At 41.4% G+C, this 17,341-nt stretch carries 17 protein-coding genes; 3 read left to right on the plus strand and 14 right to left on the minus strand.

All coding sequences use genetic code 11. The features are described 5' to 3' along the window. Positions 1 to 26: 26 nt before the first annotated feature. The 3 genes from NRIC_RS00960 to NRIC_RS00970 are packed head-to-tail and all read right to left on the minus strand — an operon-like array spanning position 27 to position 2,775. Complete coding sequence (locus tag NRIC_RS00960) at positions 27 to 1,004, minus strand: FecCD family ABC transporter permease (protein WP_146620817.1); 978 nt, start codon at positions 1,002 to 1,004, stop codon at positions 27 to 29. Further along, on the minus strand, positions 1,001 to 1,981 hold the full coding sequence (locus NRIC_RS00965) for a FecCD family ABC transporter permease (RefSeq protein WP_146620818.1): 981 nt from the start codon (positions 1,979 to 1,981) through the stop codon (positions 1,001 to 1,003). Before NRIC_RS00965 ends, NRIC_RS00960 begins: the two co-directional genes overlap by 4 nt. Continuing rightward, entirely contained in the window at positions 1,978 to 2,775 is a 798-nt protein-coding gene (locus NRIC_RS00970; RefSeq protein ID WP_146620819.1) for an ABC transporter ATP-binding protein, read from the minus strand. Before NRIC_RS00970 ends, NRIC_RS00965 begins: the two co-directional genes overlap by 4 nt. 162 nt (positions 2,776 to 2,937) lie before the next feature. Here NRIC_RS00970 and NRIC_RS00975 point away from each other — a divergent pair, with 162 nt between their 5' ends. Then, entirely contained in the window at positions 2,938 to 3,876 is a 939-nt protein-coding gene (locus NRIC_RS00975; RefSeq protein WP_146620820.1) for an ABC transporter substrate-binding protein, read from the plus strand. A gap of 56 nt (positions 3,877 to 3,932) precedes the next feature. On the opposite strand, the gene NRIC_RS00980 is transcribed toward NRIC_RS00975, so the two are convergent. From NRIC_RS00980 to thmT, 7 genes are all read right to left on the minus strand, one after another. Then, the gene (locus NRIC_RS00980) at positions 3,933 to 4,667 is read right to left on the minus strand and encodes a DUF6681 family protein (RefSeq protein WP_146620821.1); all 735 of its coding nucleotides are present in this window, start codon (positions 4,665 to 4,667) and stop codon (positions 3,933 to 3,935) included. Continuing rightward, complete coding sequence (locus NRIC_RS00985) at positions 4,664 to 5,080, minus strand: hypothetical protein (protein ID WP_146620822.1); 417 nt, start codon at positions 5,078 to 5,080, stop codon at positions 4,664 to 4,666. Before NRIC_RS00985 ends, NRIC_RS00980 begins: the two co-directional genes overlap by 4 nt. Positions 5,081 to 5,542: 462 nt before the next feature. Further along, complete coding sequence (gene rpmG / locus NRIC_RS00990) at positions 5,543 to 5,707, minus strand: 50S ribosomal protein L33 (protein WP_265416092.1); 165 nt, start codon at positions 5,705 to 5,707, stop codon at positions 5,543 to 5,545. Positions 5,708 to 5,811: 104 nt separating this feature from the next. Continuing rightward, positions 5,812 to 6,288 (minus strand): glutathione peroxidase, encoded by a 477-nt coding sequence (locus NRIC_RS00995; protein ID WP_146620824.1) that lies wholly within the window; start codon positions 6,286 to 6,288, stop codon positions 5,812 to 5,814. Between the two features lie 144 nt (positions 6,289 to 6,432). Further along, positions 6,433 to 8,559, minus strand: coding sequence for a penicillin-binding transpeptidase domain-containing protein (locus tag NRIC_RS01000; RefSeq protein WP_146620825.1), 2,127 nt, complete (start codon positions 8,557 to 8,559; stop codon positions 6,433 to 6,435). 391 nt (positions 8,560 to 8,950) lie between these two features. Continuing rightward, a complete protein-coding gene (gene thrS / locus NRIC_RS01005) occupies positions 8,951 to 10,888 on the minus strand; it encodes a threonine--tRNA ligase (RefSeq protein WP_146620826.1) in 1,938 nt (645 codons plus the stop codon). Between the two features lie 312 nt (positions 10,889 to 11,200). Then, positions 11,201 to 11,377: a 2-hydroxymuconate tautomerase gene (gene thmT / locus NRIC_RS01010; protein ID WP_146620827.1), complete on the minus strand. Its 177-nt coding sequence runs from the start codon at positions 11,375 to 11,377 to the stop codon at positions 11,201 to 11,203. 128 nt (positions 11,378 to 11,505) lie between these two features. On the opposite strand from thmT, the gene helD reads away from it, so the two are divergent. Together helD and NRIC_RS19150 are read left to right on the plus strand one after the other, a co-directional pair. Then, entirely contained in the window at positions 11,506 to 13,788 is a 2,283-nt protein-coding gene (helD, locus tag NRIC_RS01015; RefSeq protein ID WP_146620828.1) for an RNA polymerase recycling motor HelD, read from the plus strand. Positions 13,789 to 13,870: 82 nt separating this feature from the next. Further along, the gene (locus NRIC_RS19150; RefSeq protein WP_175579955.1) at positions 13,871 to 14,032 is read left to right on the plus strand and encodes a hypothetical protein; all 162 of its coding nucleotides are present in this window, start codon (positions 13,871 to 13,873) and stop codon (positions 14,030 to 14,032) included. A 226-nt stretch (positions 14,033 to 14,258) separates the two neighbouring features. On the opposite strand, the gene NRIC_RS01020 is transcribed toward NRIC_RS19150, so the two are convergent. The 4 genes from NRIC_RS01020 to rsfS all read right to left on the minus strand — a co-directional run bounded on the left by NRIC_RS01020 (position 14,259) and on the right by rsfS (position 17,300). Beyond that, complete coding sequence (locus NRIC_RS01020; protein ID WP_146620829.1) at positions 14,259 to 14,978, minus strand: YebC/PmpR family DNA-binding transcriptional regulator; 720 nt, start codon at positions 14,976 to 14,978, stop codon at positions 14,259 to 14,261. Between the two features lie 72 nt (positions 14,979 to 15,050). Continuing rightward, positions 15,051 to 16,187 (minus strand): nucleotidyltransferase, encoded by a 1,137-nt coding sequence (locus NRIC_RS01025; RefSeq protein ID WP_146620830.1) that lies wholly within the window; start codon positions 16,185 to 16,187, stop codon positions 15,051 to 15,053. Between the two features lie 43 nt (positions 16,188 to 16,230). After that, positions 16,231 to 16,962: a class I SAM-dependent DNA methyltransferase gene (locus tag NRIC_RS01030; RefSeq protein ID WP_146620831.1), complete on the minus strand. Its 732-nt coding sequence runs from the start codon at positions 16,960 to 16,962 to the stop codon at positions 16,231 to 16,233. Next, on the minus strand, positions 16,962 to 17,300 hold the full coding sequence (gene rsfS / locus NRIC_RS01035) for a ribosome silencing factor (RefSeq protein WP_146620832.1): 339 nt from the start codon (positions 17,298 to 17,300) through the stop codon (positions 16,962 to 16,964). The genes NRIC_RS01030 and rsfS overlap by 1 nt, the downstream gene beginning before the upstream one ends. Positions 17,301 to 17,341: the final 41 nt, after the last annotated feature.

Below are 17,341 nucleotides of genomic sequence, written 5' to 3' on the forward strand. Positions count from 1 at the left end.
AAACTCCTCCTTTAAACTGCAGCGAGTTACTCTTTTTTCAATAACTGATAAACAAAGTAAGGTGCCCCAATGATAGAAACAATAATCCCAGCAGCCATCTCACCATCTGGTAAAATCACTCTTCCAAGAATATCGCTATAAAGCAGTAACAGGCCACCAATCATGCCACTCATCAGTAAATTTCGATTGTTTTTCTTCCGCTGAAAAATTTGAGCAATGTGTGGTGCAATCAATCCAATAAAGCTAATACTGCCAGCTACTGATACACTTACAGCTGCTAGACAAACTGCTGCCGACAGGAAAAATAATTGAGCCCGTTTCATCTTTATTCCCAGGCTAGTTGCTACCTCATCTCCAAGAAAAATGACCTCTAATTCTTTTCCTTTGATCAAAATCCATGGGATCAAAAAAAGCAGCCAAGGAATGAGAATAGCTAGATGTTGCCAAGTTGTTCCCCAAATCGTGCCCGACAACCACGAAGCGACAAATTGGTAGCTGTCTTTCGACGCTCTAACCGTTCCAATTAATGTCAGTGCTGAAATTCCTGCATTGACAGCAATCCCAGAAAGCAATAACCGATTAGGCGCAAGACGTCCTTTTTGATGACCGCAGAAATACACTAAGGATGCTGCTAGCAAACTACCAATACAAGCAATCAAAGGCAGCACCCAAGCAGCTCGACTAACAGCGAAAAAACCAAGATAATATAAAACTGTCAAGCCAGCACCGGCATTGATTCCTAAAATGCCCGGATCTGCTAACTCATTGTGCATAATCGTTTGAAATAGGTATCCCGAAATCGCTAAACCAAAACCAGCAAACAAGGCAACCAGCATCCGGGGAATCCGAAAATCAACGACAATCAATTGATGTGTCCGACTGGCGTTGCCTTGAAAAACAGAAATGAGTTCATCAAAGCTGATCGGCAATGTTCCCACCATCAGACTCAATGCGATCCCCGCTCCTAATAAAAATAGAAGGGTGAAAAAAGAAAACTTTCTCATATTTTTCCCCTCCTAATTTGAACCAGCAAGAAAGGGATACCGATAATGGTCACGATGACGCCAACTGGTGTTTCTAAAGGAGGAGCAATTAATCGTGCCGCAATATCCGCGGTGACAAAAAACAAAGCCCCAAAAAGTGCTGAAGCAGGCAAAACGACGCGATAATCGTGTCCCACAAAAAAACGAACCACATGCGGAACGATCAAGCCAACAAAACTAACGGTTCCTACCAAAGATACGGCCGTACCCGCTAAAAACAAAACAAACAACATGCTCCATCTGCGGATAACCGCCGGATTTTTACCTAAGGATATAGCTGTCTCATCTCCCATGCTGAGCAATGTCACCTGAGGGGCAACAATGAAAGCCCCGATTAATCCTGTAATAATAAAGGGAGCTGCCGCCTGCAGCTGTTGCCACGAAATATTTCCAGTACCCCCAACATACCAAAAAGTCATGTCTTGGCTTAGTTGGAACAAGAGTCCTATACTTTGACTGAGTGCCGAGAAAAAAGAGCCTAACGCAGCTCCTAGCAACACGATCCGAATAGGATTCATCCCAAAGGAAACGCGAGAAGAAATAATATAGATCAGTAAAATTGCCACAGAAGCGCCAATAAACGATGCCACGAGAGCCGTCATTGGGGCGGGATTAGCAAAAACTGCAAAAACGATCGCCAATCCTAACGCAGCACCAGCATTGATCCCTAGAATACCTGAATCAGCAATCGGGTTGTTGGTGATTCCTTGCATCAAAGCACCTGCACTGGCTAAACTAGCGCCTACAGCAAGAGAACCTAACATTCTAGGCAACCGTAAAAAGCGTACTAGCTGCTCTCCCTGATTTGCTGGATCAAATGAACCTAAGGCGCCTGCAACATCCTTCCATGTTGTTTCAACTGCACCATATCTCAATGAGGCTAAAACAGCTGCTGCTAAACAAATTATTACGATAGGAAAAAAAACACGCTGTCTCATCCTAAAGGACTCCCTTTCAATAAATCATAATGCAATAAAACAGGTTTTGAATCCCCAGATGTCTTGTAGAAATGGGCACGGATGTCAAAAAGTTCACCCATGTTTTTTTCTGTAAAAACTTCTTCAGGCGACCCTTGCATGATCAATGCCCCTTTTTTCATTCCTAATATATAGTCAGAGAAACGTGACGCATGATTGAGATCATGTATAGTCATTAAGATCGTTTTCCCTTGCTGATTGATTCTTGTTAACAGATGAAGAATTTCCAATTGATGGGCAGGATCTAGAAAAGTGATCGGCTCATCTAAAATTAAAATATCGGTATCTTGTGCCAACGCCATGGCTATCCATACTCGTTGCTGCTGCCCTCCAGAAAGGGTCGCTAATGTTCGATCACGCAATCCAGTCAAATCGGTAGCTTCTAATGCCCAGTTGATCAACGCGTGATCACGCTCCCTCAAGCCCGAGAACCCCTTCTGATAAGGAAAACGTCCATAAGCCACGATCTCTTCTACATTCAATCCATTGATTTGTGCACTGGTTTGCGAGAGCGAGGCAATTTTTTGAGCAACCATTTTTGAATCCATTTGATGGATGTTTTCACCATCTAACATCACTTCCCCCTTTACAGGGTTTAGGATTCTTGCTAACGATTTGAGTAATGTTGATTTCCCACTACCATTAGGTCCAATCAGGCTGGTGATTTTGTTCTGAGGAATCTCAATCGTCACATCATTTAAAATAATTTTTTTGTCATACCCAACAGAAAGATCTGTCGTATTCAAGCTCACCATACATCGTCCTCTTTCCTTTGATAACCGTTCTCAATTATCTCGTTCTTTTCCCCCTTCGTCAACTAGGTTTTGATGAAAAATTCCTTGTTGACAGCGTCGATCCTTTCGGTAATAATAGTAATTGAGAACAATTCTCAATTAATGTACAAAGGAGTTCCATTAATGTTTAAGTATAAGAAGTTTTTAACAGCAGCTGTTGTACTAGGTAGTTTGGTTGGATTAGGGGCTTGCGGCCAAGGAGAAAATAGTCAAGACTCTGCTACAAACAATGAAACGCGAGAAGTAACAGATTCCTTGAACCATAAAGTAGAAATTCCGAAAAAACCAAAACGAGTAATCGCGTCGTATCTAGAAGATTACCTGGTCGCGTTAGATGAAAAGCCTGTTGCACAATGGACAGTCGGTCAAGGAAAGATCCAGCATTATTTGCAGGATGATTTGAAGGACATTCCTACCGTCAACTATGATCTTCCCTATGAAGAAGTACTAAAATACGAGCCTGATTTATTACTGGTTGGCTCCAACACTACTGTTGAGGGAGGAAAATACGATGAATATGAAAAAATCGCTCCAACTTATGTGGTAAAAAATGGGGATGGTGTGACTTGGCAGGAACAATTGGAAGAAATTGGAGATGTCTTCGATAAAAAGGAGCAGGCCAAAAAGGTTAAGGACGACTATGAATCATTGGTCTCAGAAACAAAGGAAGAATTAAGTGATGACATCAATGGAAAGTCGGCCACCGTTTTATGGGTCACAAACAATTCCGCTTTTATGGTTGCTGAAAATCGTTCAAGCGGTCGATTGCTTTACAGCGATTTAGGGTTTGAAGTACCAGCATTAACAAAAGAAATCAGTGAACAAGCTACCTCTGATTGGTCTGCTGTTTCACTTGAAAGTCTTTCTCAACTTGATGCGGATTACATCTTCTTAGTGAATAGTGATACAGGGGCTGCCATGTTTGAGGATTCATTGTGGAAAAATATCCCAGCTATAAAAAATGGACAGCTTCATGAATTTGATAACAACTCCAGCTGGCTATACAATGGACCAATCGCTTACACAAAAATGATTGAAAGCATCAAGGATGCGTTAAGATAGTTGAACAAAAAAACCTGATCAATCGACCTCTGCATAAAATCGATCGATCAGGTTTTTTAATTGTGCCTGCTGCTGCGACTAACTAACTGTTTCGTTGTCTTACTGCGTACCAGTAGTTTTAATTGATAGGGTTCATGGTACCGTACACCCGAACGAACAAAATCGCCCCCGATAATGAAAAGACCAATTGGTTTCAATGTTTCAGACGAATACACCTCACCAATCGTACTTAACGTTTGGTAGCTATGTCCAATCTGCACAATGTAATGTCCTTCACGCACCATTTTCAAATAGTAATAAGGATAAAGCGTATCTTTATCAATCAAAAAACCTTCTGATTCACTTAGATCATTGGTTCTCAGCTCACCTTTTTCAACCAGCCATTGGATATTTTCAGCAACGATTAACTGATAATCCTCAATAAAATCAATAGCGATCTCTTCTGCAGAGTCAAACTCCTGTTTCTTTTTCTTATTTTCCTGTTGAATATTAAAAGCCTCATCCGGTAAATATTTGACAAACAGCTGAGTAATATCTATTTTTAAATTTTTGTCTAAAAAATAGTAAAAAAAATTCAAGACAAAGAAATACAAAAACAGCAGGAAAACAACCGTATAAAGGATCATTTGAAAATAATTGTGATTGAGCCATAGGCCATAAATGATCCTCATTATATAAAAGGTTGGCAACAAGCCTAACAGGGTATACCCGCGATTTAAATACTTAGGACTAATCTCTAAAAAGCCTAAAAATTTATTCAAACCATTGATGATCTCTAAAATGAATGTCATGGGGCATTCCCTACTTCATTTTCATTTTGATTAGCTGCAGTTGACTGATCGCTAGTTCCGTTCTCCTTCGCTGATGTTCCTGTCTCTGTACTTTCCAAAGTCGCAGCAGTTCCGGATTCATCTGTCGTTTCACTTGGTTGAACGCTTGACGGCGTCGTGTCTTGAGCATAATCGGCTTGGCTATCCGGTCCATTTTGCTCTATGGACAATGTGCTTTCTGCAGACTCCGAACTATTTTTATCAGTTGCGCTCTCCTCGGGTTGAATTCCCTCGGTATTGATAGTCGTGCTGCTGGCTCCCGAGCCGCCGCGATAACTTGCACCATTGGCTACGCCCGTTGCAGTAGCGATGATCGTTGACAATGTCAATAACGCAATTGGTTTGACTATAGGCGGTACTTTCCGCAAAACCATCGCCTCCTTCTAAGATAAATGGTCAATCGTTTCATTGACTGAACTTCTATAGTTTTACCACTAGAAGTTTAGATTTTTCTTACGAATCTATGAACAATTTCCAAATCATTCGTTCAAAAAAAGAACCCTTTGTGCGCTGGGTTCCATTGCTTCTATCACTCAACTATTTTTTGACCTTGTCATCTTTTGAATTTTCAGCTGGCTTTTGCTGGTCTGAAAAATCGAAGAGGATACTTTCATAAGTTTCCAGATCTTCAACGATCCTTAATTTATCTAAAATACCGTGGGTCTTTTTTCAAGTTATGCAGCTCGCACCCTTCCTTTGAGTCCTTGCGTTGCAGCAAGTGCATTTTCCCGGTAAAAAAATGCTTCTTCCATTCGAATGCCTCTATTCCTTTATTCTACCCTTTGAGAGAACAAAAAAAGCCAGAATCATCGTTGATTCTGACTTCATGTCTCGAATTATTTTACTTCTTTGTGCAAAGTAACTTTACGTTCGCGTGGGCAGTATTTTTTCTTTTCCAAACGATCCGGATTGTTCCGTTTGTTTTTATTTGTTAAATAGTTACGTTCTTTACATGAAGTACATTCTAAAGTAATGTTTACGCGCATGATTTTCCCTCCCATACATGACAATTCTCCAAGATGAATCTCAGACTCAGATATCATACCATGTTTGAGAAAGTTTGGCTAGTCTTTTTGTCAAATTCGTTAAGTAGTATTACTTGACGTTAACCAAGCAGTTGGCGAATGTCTGCTTCGATGGCCTCTGGTTTGGTCTGCGACCCGTAGCGCTTTACCACGTTTCCTTCTCTATCTACTAAAAACTTAGTAAAATTCCACTTCACCGCTTTGTTAAGTAAACCGCCTTGCATCGATTTCAAATACGTATACAGGGGAGATTCATTTTCACCGTTCACATCGATTTTTGCAAACGTTGGAAAAGAGGTCTGATAGGTCATTTGACAAAAAGAAGCAATTTCTTCGTTGCTTCCAGGTGCTTGGTTGCCAAATTGATTGCAGGGAAAGTCTAATACCTCAAATCCTTTTTCATGATAGGCTTCGTATAATGCTTGTAGTCCTTCATATTGGGGCGTAAAGCCGCACCCAGTAGCGGTATTAACGATCAACAATACCTCTCCTCGATAAACTGATAGATTCTTGTTTGTACCGTCTACTTGTTTTACCTTATAATCGTAAACCGACATATCATTCACCCTTCCATGTTTAATTTGGATTATACGCTGAAGAACAGATCAAAGATATAATCTTGCTTGCAAAATCCCCGACCTTTCCTTTGTAATAAAAGAACCTAAGCAAAAAGAAGCTTCCATCCTCTGCTTAAGCCTTGATTAATTTGTACCATATACCTCTGTAAAGGCATTGATGATATCTTTTGCGATCGCTTTATTTGTATCATCATGATCCACAGAAAGATTCGGAAGTACGACACTAATGGCGATTCGCGGTGCCTCTGAAGGCGCATAGGCTACCAAATTACTGTTGATCGTTTGAATCACTTCGCCATTTACAGTCACTGATGTCTCCGCAGTTCCCGTTTTAGCGGAGGTATCCAGATTAGCCGTTTGGAGATCGGTTGCGGTTGTATAAGGATCATTTCCATGGACTGCTTGATAAAATCCTTGTTTGATAATGCCCATTTGTTCCGGTGATAGGTCGACTTTATTTAACTCTTTGCCGGAAATTTCCTTTTGCAGCTCGCCTAGTCCTCCGTCTTCATTATTCCCGTAAATCCCTTTGACAACGTGAGGAGAAATTCTTGTACCTCCATTTGCGACTGTGGCTGCATATTGGGCTAGTTGCATTGGGGTATAAGTATCGTACTGACCAAAGGATAAGTCAAGGAGGTTTCCACCGCCAGGCCCCCCAGGTTCGCCAAATTTTTGACTAACTAATCCACTCGATTCACCTGGCAGGTCTATCCCTGTTTTGACGCCCATACCATACTCGGCGAAGGCATTGCGCAACTTGTCATACATCTCTTTTGTGCCAGCACTCTCCGGCAAGGCCATGTTTGGGTAATAATCCACACCGAGAATTCGCAGTACAATTTTCATCATGTAAGCGTTCGAAGACCATTCCAATGCTTTGACAGTGTTTAAAGGAATTTGATTGCCTGCGATTTTATTGTAAATCGATCCCTTTAACGGTGTACCAGCCAATTGAATCGGCTCATCAATCAGAACGTCATTTCCGCTGATCACACCCGTTTGGTAGCCAGCTGTTACCGTTCCTGCCTTTACAACAGAGCCAGGCTCAAAGTTGTTTAGGATTGTTCCCAATGTGTATTCCTTTATTTCTTTGCTGCCTACTTCATGAGAAAATCCACTCATCGCTAAGACATCCCCATTGTTTGGATCAAGGGCAACGGCATAGGCACCAGGTGAATACTGCGCTTGCCCATTATCGATCAAATTTTGATAATGGTTCTTCACGATCTCTTCCACTCGTTTTTGAAAATCGCTGTTGATCGTCAGTTTCAAGTTAGCGCCTTTTTCGCCCTTGTTCAATTCTTCTTGTTTGGTGATGACACCTTGTTGATTCAAGGAGATTTCGTATTTGCTTTTTTTGCCTTGCAACGCCTCTTCATATTGTTTTTCTAAGTAACTGATTCCGACTCGATCGTTGCGAGCATAGCCTTTTTTCAAGTATTCTTTTAAATCGTCTTCAGGAAGCCCTTGTTTTTCTGTTGAGATGGTTCCCAAAATACTGCGCAGGGAATCGTCCAATGCATCATTGTAATTTCGCTCCCAGTCCGTTCCTGTCGAAACACCAGGAAGATCTGAAGCTCGTTCTGCAACGACAGCTAATTCCTCGTTAGTGACATCTTTGCTTTTCACAAAAACCGTGCTAAGTGCAGAGGCGGCATTCATGCGTTTAAAAATCGTTGCTGCCCGCAATTCTGTTTCATCAAATTGAATTTCAGTGTCTTGGACTTTATCGACTAGCTTTTGATACTCATCTGAAGTATCCAAGTTTTTTTCCTTAAACGACAAACGATCCTCTGCTATCTTCAGGTTCTCAGGATTTGCCAGCCAATAATCCTTTTTATCACGATCGGTCAAGTTTTCATCGACTTCCACATGGATCAACTCATTCAATTTATTGGCTACCTGATAAATATCTCCTGCAGACATCGTATTTCCCCGGGTAAACGTGATTGAGGGAAAAGCTTTATTGTCCACTAAAGCTACCCCGTTTGCATCATAGATCGAGCCGCGGGGGGTACTGCGAGAGACATTGATGACCGTTGCCTCTTTTAAGCGCTGTTCCATCTTTTCGCCATTGACGATCTGGAGATACCCTAATCGAGTAATTAAAATTGCAAAGAGAGCAAAGATGATAAAAAAAAGAAAATTCAAGCGAAAAGGGATCTGGTTTTTATGTTTTGCACGATCCGCTGCTTCGGCGGTTTTGATTTTTTCTAGCCAATGGGTGAAGGGGTTCTTCGATTTCATGTATCTATTCCTTCCATTAATCAGGGTTGCTTGTTATATTGTAGCTGAAAAAAATTTTTTTAAAAAGGATAATCCTTGGTATAAGTTCCTACTTTAACACTTTTTTATGTAGTCGAATAGAGTGTTTCACAACATTCTCATAAAATAATCACTTAACCTAAAACAGGATTATAAATGAGCTTTTTTTTAAAGATAAAATTTCTCGCGATCGTGAAACATTTTTCTGTTCTTCTATTTATGTGGAAAAATTTATCACAAAATCTTCATACAAAATAGATCAAACTCCCTTTTCAATAAAAAAGTTTTCCACAAATCCTTGCATTGCCATTCACCGTTTGAACCATTCGTGTATAAAAAAGCTGGCAACCGGAAACGGCTGCCAGCATGTTTTTTAATTGCGGCTGAAATTTGTAATATCGTCTTTGATTGCTTCGACGAAAATATTCAGCGCCTGGACCTCTTGGTCTTGGCTGCCATAACGGCGTACGTTGACACTAGCATCAGCAACTTCCTTATCTCCGACGACTAAGATATAAGGAATTTTTTGTGTTTGAGCCTGACGAATCTTGTAGCCCATCTTCTCATTTCGTTCGTCAACTTCTGCACGAACACCTTCGCGTTTCAACCGATCTTTAACTTCGTAAGCATAATCTCCGTGGTGTTCCACAGATACAGGGATGATGACCACTTGTTCGGGTGCCAGCCAAGTTGGAAACGCACCTTTATATTGTTCGATCAAGTATGCAGTGAAACGCTCCATTGTTGAAACAACACTACGATGGACTACCACTGGACGATGCTCTTTTCCATCTTCTCCGATATACGTTAATTCAAAGCGTTCTGGCAGCAAGAAATCAAATTGGATCGTGGAGAGTGTTTCTTCCGTTCCAAGAGCTGTTTGAACTTGAACATCTAGTTTTGGACCATAAAACGCAGCTTCTCCATCCGCTTCAAAGTAATCAAAGCCGGATTCATCCATAACCTCTTTCAGCAACCGTTGAGAATTTTCCCACATTTGATCGTCATCGAAATACTTCTCTGTATTGTTTGGGTCACGATAACTCAAACGGAATCGGTAATCATCAAAGCCAAAATCTTTGTACACTTCAAGAATCAGATCCAGTGTTCGACGAAATTCTTCTTTGATCTGGTCAGGCCGAACAAAAATATGTGCATCATTCATGGTCATTTCACGAACCCTTTGCAGTCCAGAAAGTGCGCCTGATTTTTCATAACGATGATCCATCCCCAACTCTGCTAATCGAATCGGCAGTTCACGATACGAATGAATCCGATCTTTGTAGACCATCATATGGTGCGGGCAGTTCATTGGACGAAGCACCAAGTCTTCTCCGTCTCCCATATCCATCGTTGGAAACATATCTTCTTGGTAATGGTCCCAGTGTCCAGATGTTTTGTACAAATTTGTATTTGCCATGACAGGTGTGTATACATGTTCATAGCCCATCGATAATTCTTTATCGACGATGTATCGTTCAATCTCACGACGAATCGTTGCTCCTTTTGGCAACCAGAAAGGAAGACCAGATCCGACTTCCGGGGAAATCATGAACAAATCTAATTCACGCCCCAATTTTCGATGGTCCCGTTCTTTGGCTTCTTCTCGCAAACGCAAGAACTCGTCCAAATCTGCCTGATTGAAAAAGGCCGTTCCGTAAACCCGTTGCATCATTTTATTGTCAGAGTTTCCTCTCCAGTAAGCACCTGCTACTGAAAGTAATTTGAAAACTTTGATTTTGCCGGTCGAGGGTATATGCGGTCCACGACACAAATCAGTAAATTCTCCTTGCGTATAAGCAGTGATGACTTCCTCCTCTGGCAAGTCTTGAATCAACGCTACTTTGTAAGGATCATAACTGAAAAAGTCCAGAGCTGCTTCACGACTCATAACTTTTCGTTCGATGGGTAGATTTTCTTTGATGATTCTCTTCATTTCTTTCTCAATTGCTGGAAAATCTTCCTCAGAGACCTGACCTTCTTCATTGTCTGTATCATAATAGAATCCAGAATCGATCGCTGGCCCCACACCAAAATGAATATTCGGGAACAAGCGACGCATTGCTTGGGCCATCAAATGAGCCGTAGAATGACGCATCAAAGGCAACGCTTCTTCATCTTTGTCCGTAACGATTTTCAATTCTGCATCTTCCTCGATCGGACGAGTCAAATCCTCGACCTCTCCGTTCACTACCACTGCCAAGGCTTTTTTAGCCAATGATTTAGAGATACTTTCGGCAATCTCCAGTCCTGTTACCCCATCATGAAATTCTCTGACAGAACCGTCTGGAAATGAAATATTTACTGACATGTACAATTTCCTCCTTAAAATTAATAAAAAAAGTCCTAGTATCAAAAACGATACTAGGACGAATCAACGTGGTTCCACCTAATTTCGAGCAGAATCCTGCTCCTCAAACCTGCGATAACGGCGCAGCTTCCGCTCCTGCATTTTACAAGAGTCTAAGAAAGTGGTCATTCCTTGTGCACGTATGGAAAAGTTTCAGCCTTGCTTTTCCTCTCTGTTACACAGCCTCCAAGTGCAGGTGTCTTTCTTCTTCGATCAACTATACACACATTAAAACACTTAAAACTTTAAAATGCAAGTTAAAAAATCTAACGATTATTTCCAATCGCCGTTAACTGCATAAGTGCCTTTTTTTAGCTCATTGATGATGACATGGATGTGTTCTTTTGGTGCACCAGTGTTTTTATGGATCGCCTCGGTCACTTCCTTCATCATTTCAGTTAGCTGCTCTTTGCTTCTTCCTTCCACTAATTCAATATGGACAAATGGCATCTTGGATCGCTCCTTTTTTTCTATAGTCTATCATTTCTTATTTAAAGAGTCTAACTCTATTCGTTCTTTTACTTTTATCACCAACATATGCTATACTATTATGCCGTTAAGTTACGAGGAGGACGATTATGAACAGCAGACAAGAAGAACAGCAGCACGTCCAAAAGACGATTGCATTGATCGACCATGAATATCACTTTTTAGAAGATCAAAGGCAAGCAAGTCGAAAACAATTCAACCAGAATTTGCAAGAAAATGCTGAACAGCGTATTCAAGGCGGCTCCTTTGAAGCACTGGCAGACACGATGGCCAGTACAAGACAACATGAACAAGAATTGCTGGTTCGATATCAATCATTGGCCGCTCAAGAAAAACGTCAACGGGTTCTGCGTTTGATGACCGGCAATCCTTATTTTGCCCGAATCGACTTCAAAGAAGATAAAGAAGCTGAGACACTATACATTGGAATTGCCTCTCTTCGCGACACCGAAGAAGAGACACTAGTGATCGATTGGCGTGCCCCTATCGCCAACCTGTATTATGAAGGTGAAATGGGAGAAACAGAATATACCGCACATGATGCCGTCATCCCAATCGAATTGCTGCTAAAACGTCAATTTAAGATTCGTGAAGGCCAGATTCTCTCTATGGTCGATACATCAGAAGCGATCAATGATGATTTCTTGTTAGAGATTTTGGACGAAGCCTCTTCCAATCATATGAAAAACATTGTTGCTACGATCCAGAAAGCTCAGAACGAGATCATTCGTGATGCACATAGCAAAGTAATGGTGGTCGAAGGGATTGCCGGCAGCGGAAAGACTTCAGCTCTTTTACAGCGAGTAGCCTTTTTACTCTACCATCATCGAAATTGGCTGGACAATGAGCAAGTATTATTGTTTTCTCCGAATCACATTTTTTCCGATTACATTTCAACCGTTTTGCCTTCACTAGGAGAAAGCGGCATTCCAACGGAGACCTTTAAAAGCTTTTTGGGAAAATTATTGCCGATCTATCAGATCCACACAGAAGAAACCCATGAAGAAGTCTTTCTTTCAGGTAGAGATGACCGGATCCTGCGGCTTAAAAGCAGCCTGTCGATGATTCGAGCGATGCAAAGCTATTGTCAGTCCATTACCGAACTTGGACCACTTTTCAGGGATTTGAATCTAGAAGGACGAACACTGATCTCGAAAAGTCAGATTCGGCAATGGTACCAAGAAGCCAATCCTCAATTGCCAATGTATCAACGCATGCAGCTGCTGCAAACCAAGCTGCTTAAAAAACTCGGCGGGATCGAAAAAGATGAAATGAAAAAAGATTGGAGTAAAGCTGCAGCTGACGAATTACTCCAAGCAGCCTATATCGACAATCCTTCGATGGACGACTCTGAGAAAGCCGAGCGTCGATTACGACGACAGCTGACTCAAAAAGTGGTTAGACAAAAGCTTCGTCCGATCAAACGTCGGATTCTGCGCTACCAATTTATTAATTTCGGCAAGCAGTACTTGCATTTTTTACAAACATTGCCTAAGAACATTTTGTCCAACTACCAATTGAAACACGCCGAATGGCAAGAGATGCTGGCACAGGTTCGTCAAGATTTTCGGCAAAGGGATTTAAGCTTAGAAGACGGTACTCTATTGTTTTTATTGATGAAGGCGATCTTTCCCGTGTCGGTCGATCAAAAAGCTCGGTTCATTTTTATCGATGAAATGCAGGATTTTTCCCCCGCTCAGCTGGCTCTGCTGCAATTGCTGTATCCTAAAGCTACGTATACATTGAGCGGTGATTTAAATCAGAAAGTATTTGGAAACGAAAGCCTAGCAGGCGCTTTGGATACTATTTTTCCAGAACAATCAATCACTCGTTTTGAATTGACGACCAGCTACCGCTCAACGGAGGAAATCACTCATTTCGCCAATCAATTCCTCACTCAGGAGAATCGTGTCCAGCTAACCGCACGTACTGGTGAACTGCCTAAAATCTATTATACAGAAGAAGAGCAATCGATGATTGATGAGCTGTTAAGGGAGTTGGAAGAGACGGCTGAAAAGGCTAAATATTGGCGGACTGCGATTATCGGCAAAACAGCTGCAGAATGTGAAACCTTTTATGCTGCATTGCCAGAAGAAAAGAAAAAAGAGATCCAGCTCTTGACCAGTGAAGAGGATTTTATGCGAAAAAATATTTTGGTTATCCCTGCTTATCTAGCTAAAGGCTTGGAATTTGACCGTGTGTATGGCTGGAATATCTCTAATGAGAATTATCAAACCGAGCAGGACAAGCTCATTTTATATACTTTATGTACCAGAGCAATGCACGAATTGACTTTATTAACTTTCCAGCAACCAAGCAAATTATTGGCTAGTGTGCCGGAAATGTTTTATCAGCGAAAAACAGTCCATTGAGAAATCAGACTTTGGTCTAATGACGGAACGTCTCTTCTTACCTATACTGAAGTTAACAAGTTTGACTAAAGGAGACAAGAAGATGACGATCTGGGAAACGATAGGTATTGGCTTGCTGATACTGATTTGTGTGCTGTTGATTCTTGGCCTCACCCATCATTATTACAAAGAATTAGAAATCAGAAACCGAATATGGCGTGCTCTAGTTTCTGGAGTCCTAGTAATCATGGAACTCTTTCTTTAACTAAAAAATCCGAGACTCGGAAAATGCAGATTTTCCATCTCGGATTTTTTGGTGCTGGTCGTCGAGTTTGATACTATGAACGTTTTTGCAGTTTAGTAATTCGCCGCATTGTCTCTTTTATCCATCGGACCCATCGTTTCTCTTTTGTAATCATTTGTCTGCTTCCCTCGTTTCGCTTAAAAGCTGTCAGCAAAAAGAACCGCCAAGTTTAGACGGCTCTTTTTAATTAGTCATCAAGTTCTACATTGTGGTAAACTTGTTGAACGTCTTCTAGTTCTTCCAGGACATCGATCATTTTCTCAAATTTCTCAAGATCTTCTCCAGTTAAAACCACTTCATTTTGTGGGATCATTTGCATTTCTGCAATAGAAAAATCACTGATTCCTTTTTCTTTCAATGCTTCTTGAATCGCATTAAAGTCCTCAGGCTCACCATAAACAATGAGTTGTCCGTCTTCCTCAACGACATCTCGAACATCGATTTCCTGATCCATCAAATATTCTAAAATTTCGTCCGCATCCTCGCCAGAAAACCCAAACAAAGCAGTGCTGTCAAACATGTACGAAACCGCGCCTGAAACACCCATATTGCCACCGTTCTTACCAAAAGCTGCACGAACATCCGCAGCTGTACGGTTCACATTGTTTGTCAAAGCGTCGACAATCACCATTGAACCATTGGGACCAAAGCCTTCGTAGCGAAGTTCTTGGTAAGTTTCATCGCCAGAACCCTTGGCCTTTTCGATCGCTCGATCAATGATATGTTTTGGAACATTATACGTTTTAGCCCGTTCAATCACGAAACGCAATTTTTGATTGGCATGGGGATCTGGATCACCTGATTTTGCTGCTGCATAGATCTCAATTCCAAATTTTGCATAAACTCGGCTGTTATTTGCATCCTTCGCCGTTTTCTTAGCAACGATGTTTGCCCATTTACGACCCATAATTTCACTTCACTTTCGTTAATTTCATACTTCCCCATTATAAACACAAGCTCACTATTTTAAAAGCCTTTTTTATCCTTGAATCGGAAAACGACCTAAATTTTGTTCTTTTGGATGAACCAGTTGGTACACTTGGTCTGCTCGATAAGTCAAAAAGTGCTGCTGTTGTTCATATTGGCCGATTTTTGCCGCAATAGGCAAACGGAATTTCTTTTTATGCAGATTCAAAAATTGTTGCCCTGATTTGGTAAAACCTAAAATGTGCAGCATCGTCGTTGACTGTTCTGCCTGGATCTCCTTTTGCTTCACCTGCAATAACGAATAGATCAATAAACGCTGTAATCTAGTTTTTGTATAGCGCTTGGACTTTACTAAATCCAAAAAAGCAGAAAAGGTAGTTTTTTTAGCCGACTTTATTCGATGTTCGATTCCCTCATTCATTTGATAGATCGTTTGCAATTCTTCAACTGAGGCGACCGTCAATTGATAAGTTAGATACGGCCAGAAAGAATCCCAGGTAATGGGTTTCCAAAGATTCTCCGCTGTTGCACTTGGAACATATTGCTCGATATTTTCGCCTCGAATCAATCCCTGACGTATCGCTGTCGCACTGGCAAACTGCTGCTCTACTAATCTAGGATCATGATAGCCTTGATCTTTTCGCTGTAGAGGAAAAAGTTTCATGGGACGCACATATTTGGCATTTTCTTTGGCATAGCTTAGCCCTAAAATATGATTGGGCGGAAACTCCTGAGCTTTCGGAAATACTTGACGAACAACTTCGGCCATTTTTTCAGGATAGCTCATCCCAACTGGTAAACGCTGAAATAGCATATCAATGTGCTCTTGATGTTCGATGAAATACTTTCCATAAGCCTGATAATCAAACGAATCATCACCGTCCGTACCGAAACAAAGTGCATCGCAGTTCATCGCCTGCAACAGCTTAACCCCGCCTTGTGCGAAATAATCAGCTGATTGGACAGACCACGAAAAAGGAAGCTCCACAACCAGATCAACGCCATTTTTTAGGGCTGCTTCTGTGCGTGCCCATTTATCCATGATGGCTGGTTCTCCACGTTGAAGAAAATTGCCGCTCATCACAGCGATTACGACATCCGCTTGACTAAGCCTTCTGGCCTGTTCAGCATGATATTTATGTCCATTGTGAAACGGATTGTATTCTACGATGATTCCGCAGCTTTGCATCGTTACTCTCCTTCCAATCTTAAAAAAAGATGAGACAGCTGTCTCATCTTTTGCGACAAACGAAAAACCAGCGCTTGCTGTGTGCATTTGGTACTCGATCCGTAAAATCAGCCATTACACGCACTTCAAAGCCTACATTCTCCAGCATTTGCGTGTAGCTCGCAAGCGGGTAGGTCCGCTCCTTATGCAGCTCATCGATTCGTTCAAATCGACCATCCTCCGATGCAACAAAAAAGGTCAGAAAATGTTCGATACTATGTGGAACCTCTCCTGGATAACTATCCCATAAAAAGGCAAACTCCTCTGTCTGTTCATGATAGCTGTAATCAGGAAATACCTCATCCATCTGATACAGTGAATGCACGTCAAAAAGAAACAGGCCATCTGATTCTAACAGCTGGTAAACACCTTGAAAAACCTGCTGCACTTGTTTCTCATCCTGCATGTAGCATAGGGAGTCAGAGAAACAGGTAACAGCATCGTACGTTCCTATTTCTGTTAAATCAAGCATATCTCCTGCTATGAAGGTAACCTCCGTGTCTGCTGACAGCGCTCGATCTTGTGCCAGCGTCAGCATTTCTTCAGAGAGATCCAGTCCAGTTACTTGGTAACCTGCTTTAGCAAACTCAACCGCTAAAGCACCCGTTCCACAGGCCAACTCTAAAATAGTCTGATGCTCAGCAGCTAGTTGCCTTTTTGAAAAGCTGAGCCACTTTTGGTAGAGGCTTTCGTCCATGACCGCGTCATAAACCAAAGCAAATGTTTCGTAAGCCATTAATCCAGCCAAGCCTCAATGTTTTCTAACGGAGCATCTGACCAAAGTTTTTCCAAATTGTAAAATTCCCGCTCAGAATTACTGAACACATGAACAATCAAATCTCCCATGTCGATCAGTACCCATTTCCCGCCATCTTTTCCTTCGATGCGCTTAATCTCAACTTGCTGTTCCTCTTCTTTTTCAACAATTGTTTCAACGATCGCGTTGATTTGCCGATCAGAATTTGCTGAACAAATCATGAAATAATCTGCTAATAACGACACCTCTGAAACATTTAACGCAACAATATCGACTGCTCGTTTTGAATCAGCTGCCTTTACAGCAATTTCCAACATTTTTTTACTCTCTATGATGGTTCTCCTCCTTAAGCTTCATT

This window comes from Enterococcus florum (genome assembly GCF_004309355.1).
In the GTDB taxonomy this organism is placed as follows: Bacteria; Bacillota; Bacilli; order Lactobacillales; family Enterococcaceae; genus Enterococcus_A; species Enterococcus_A florum.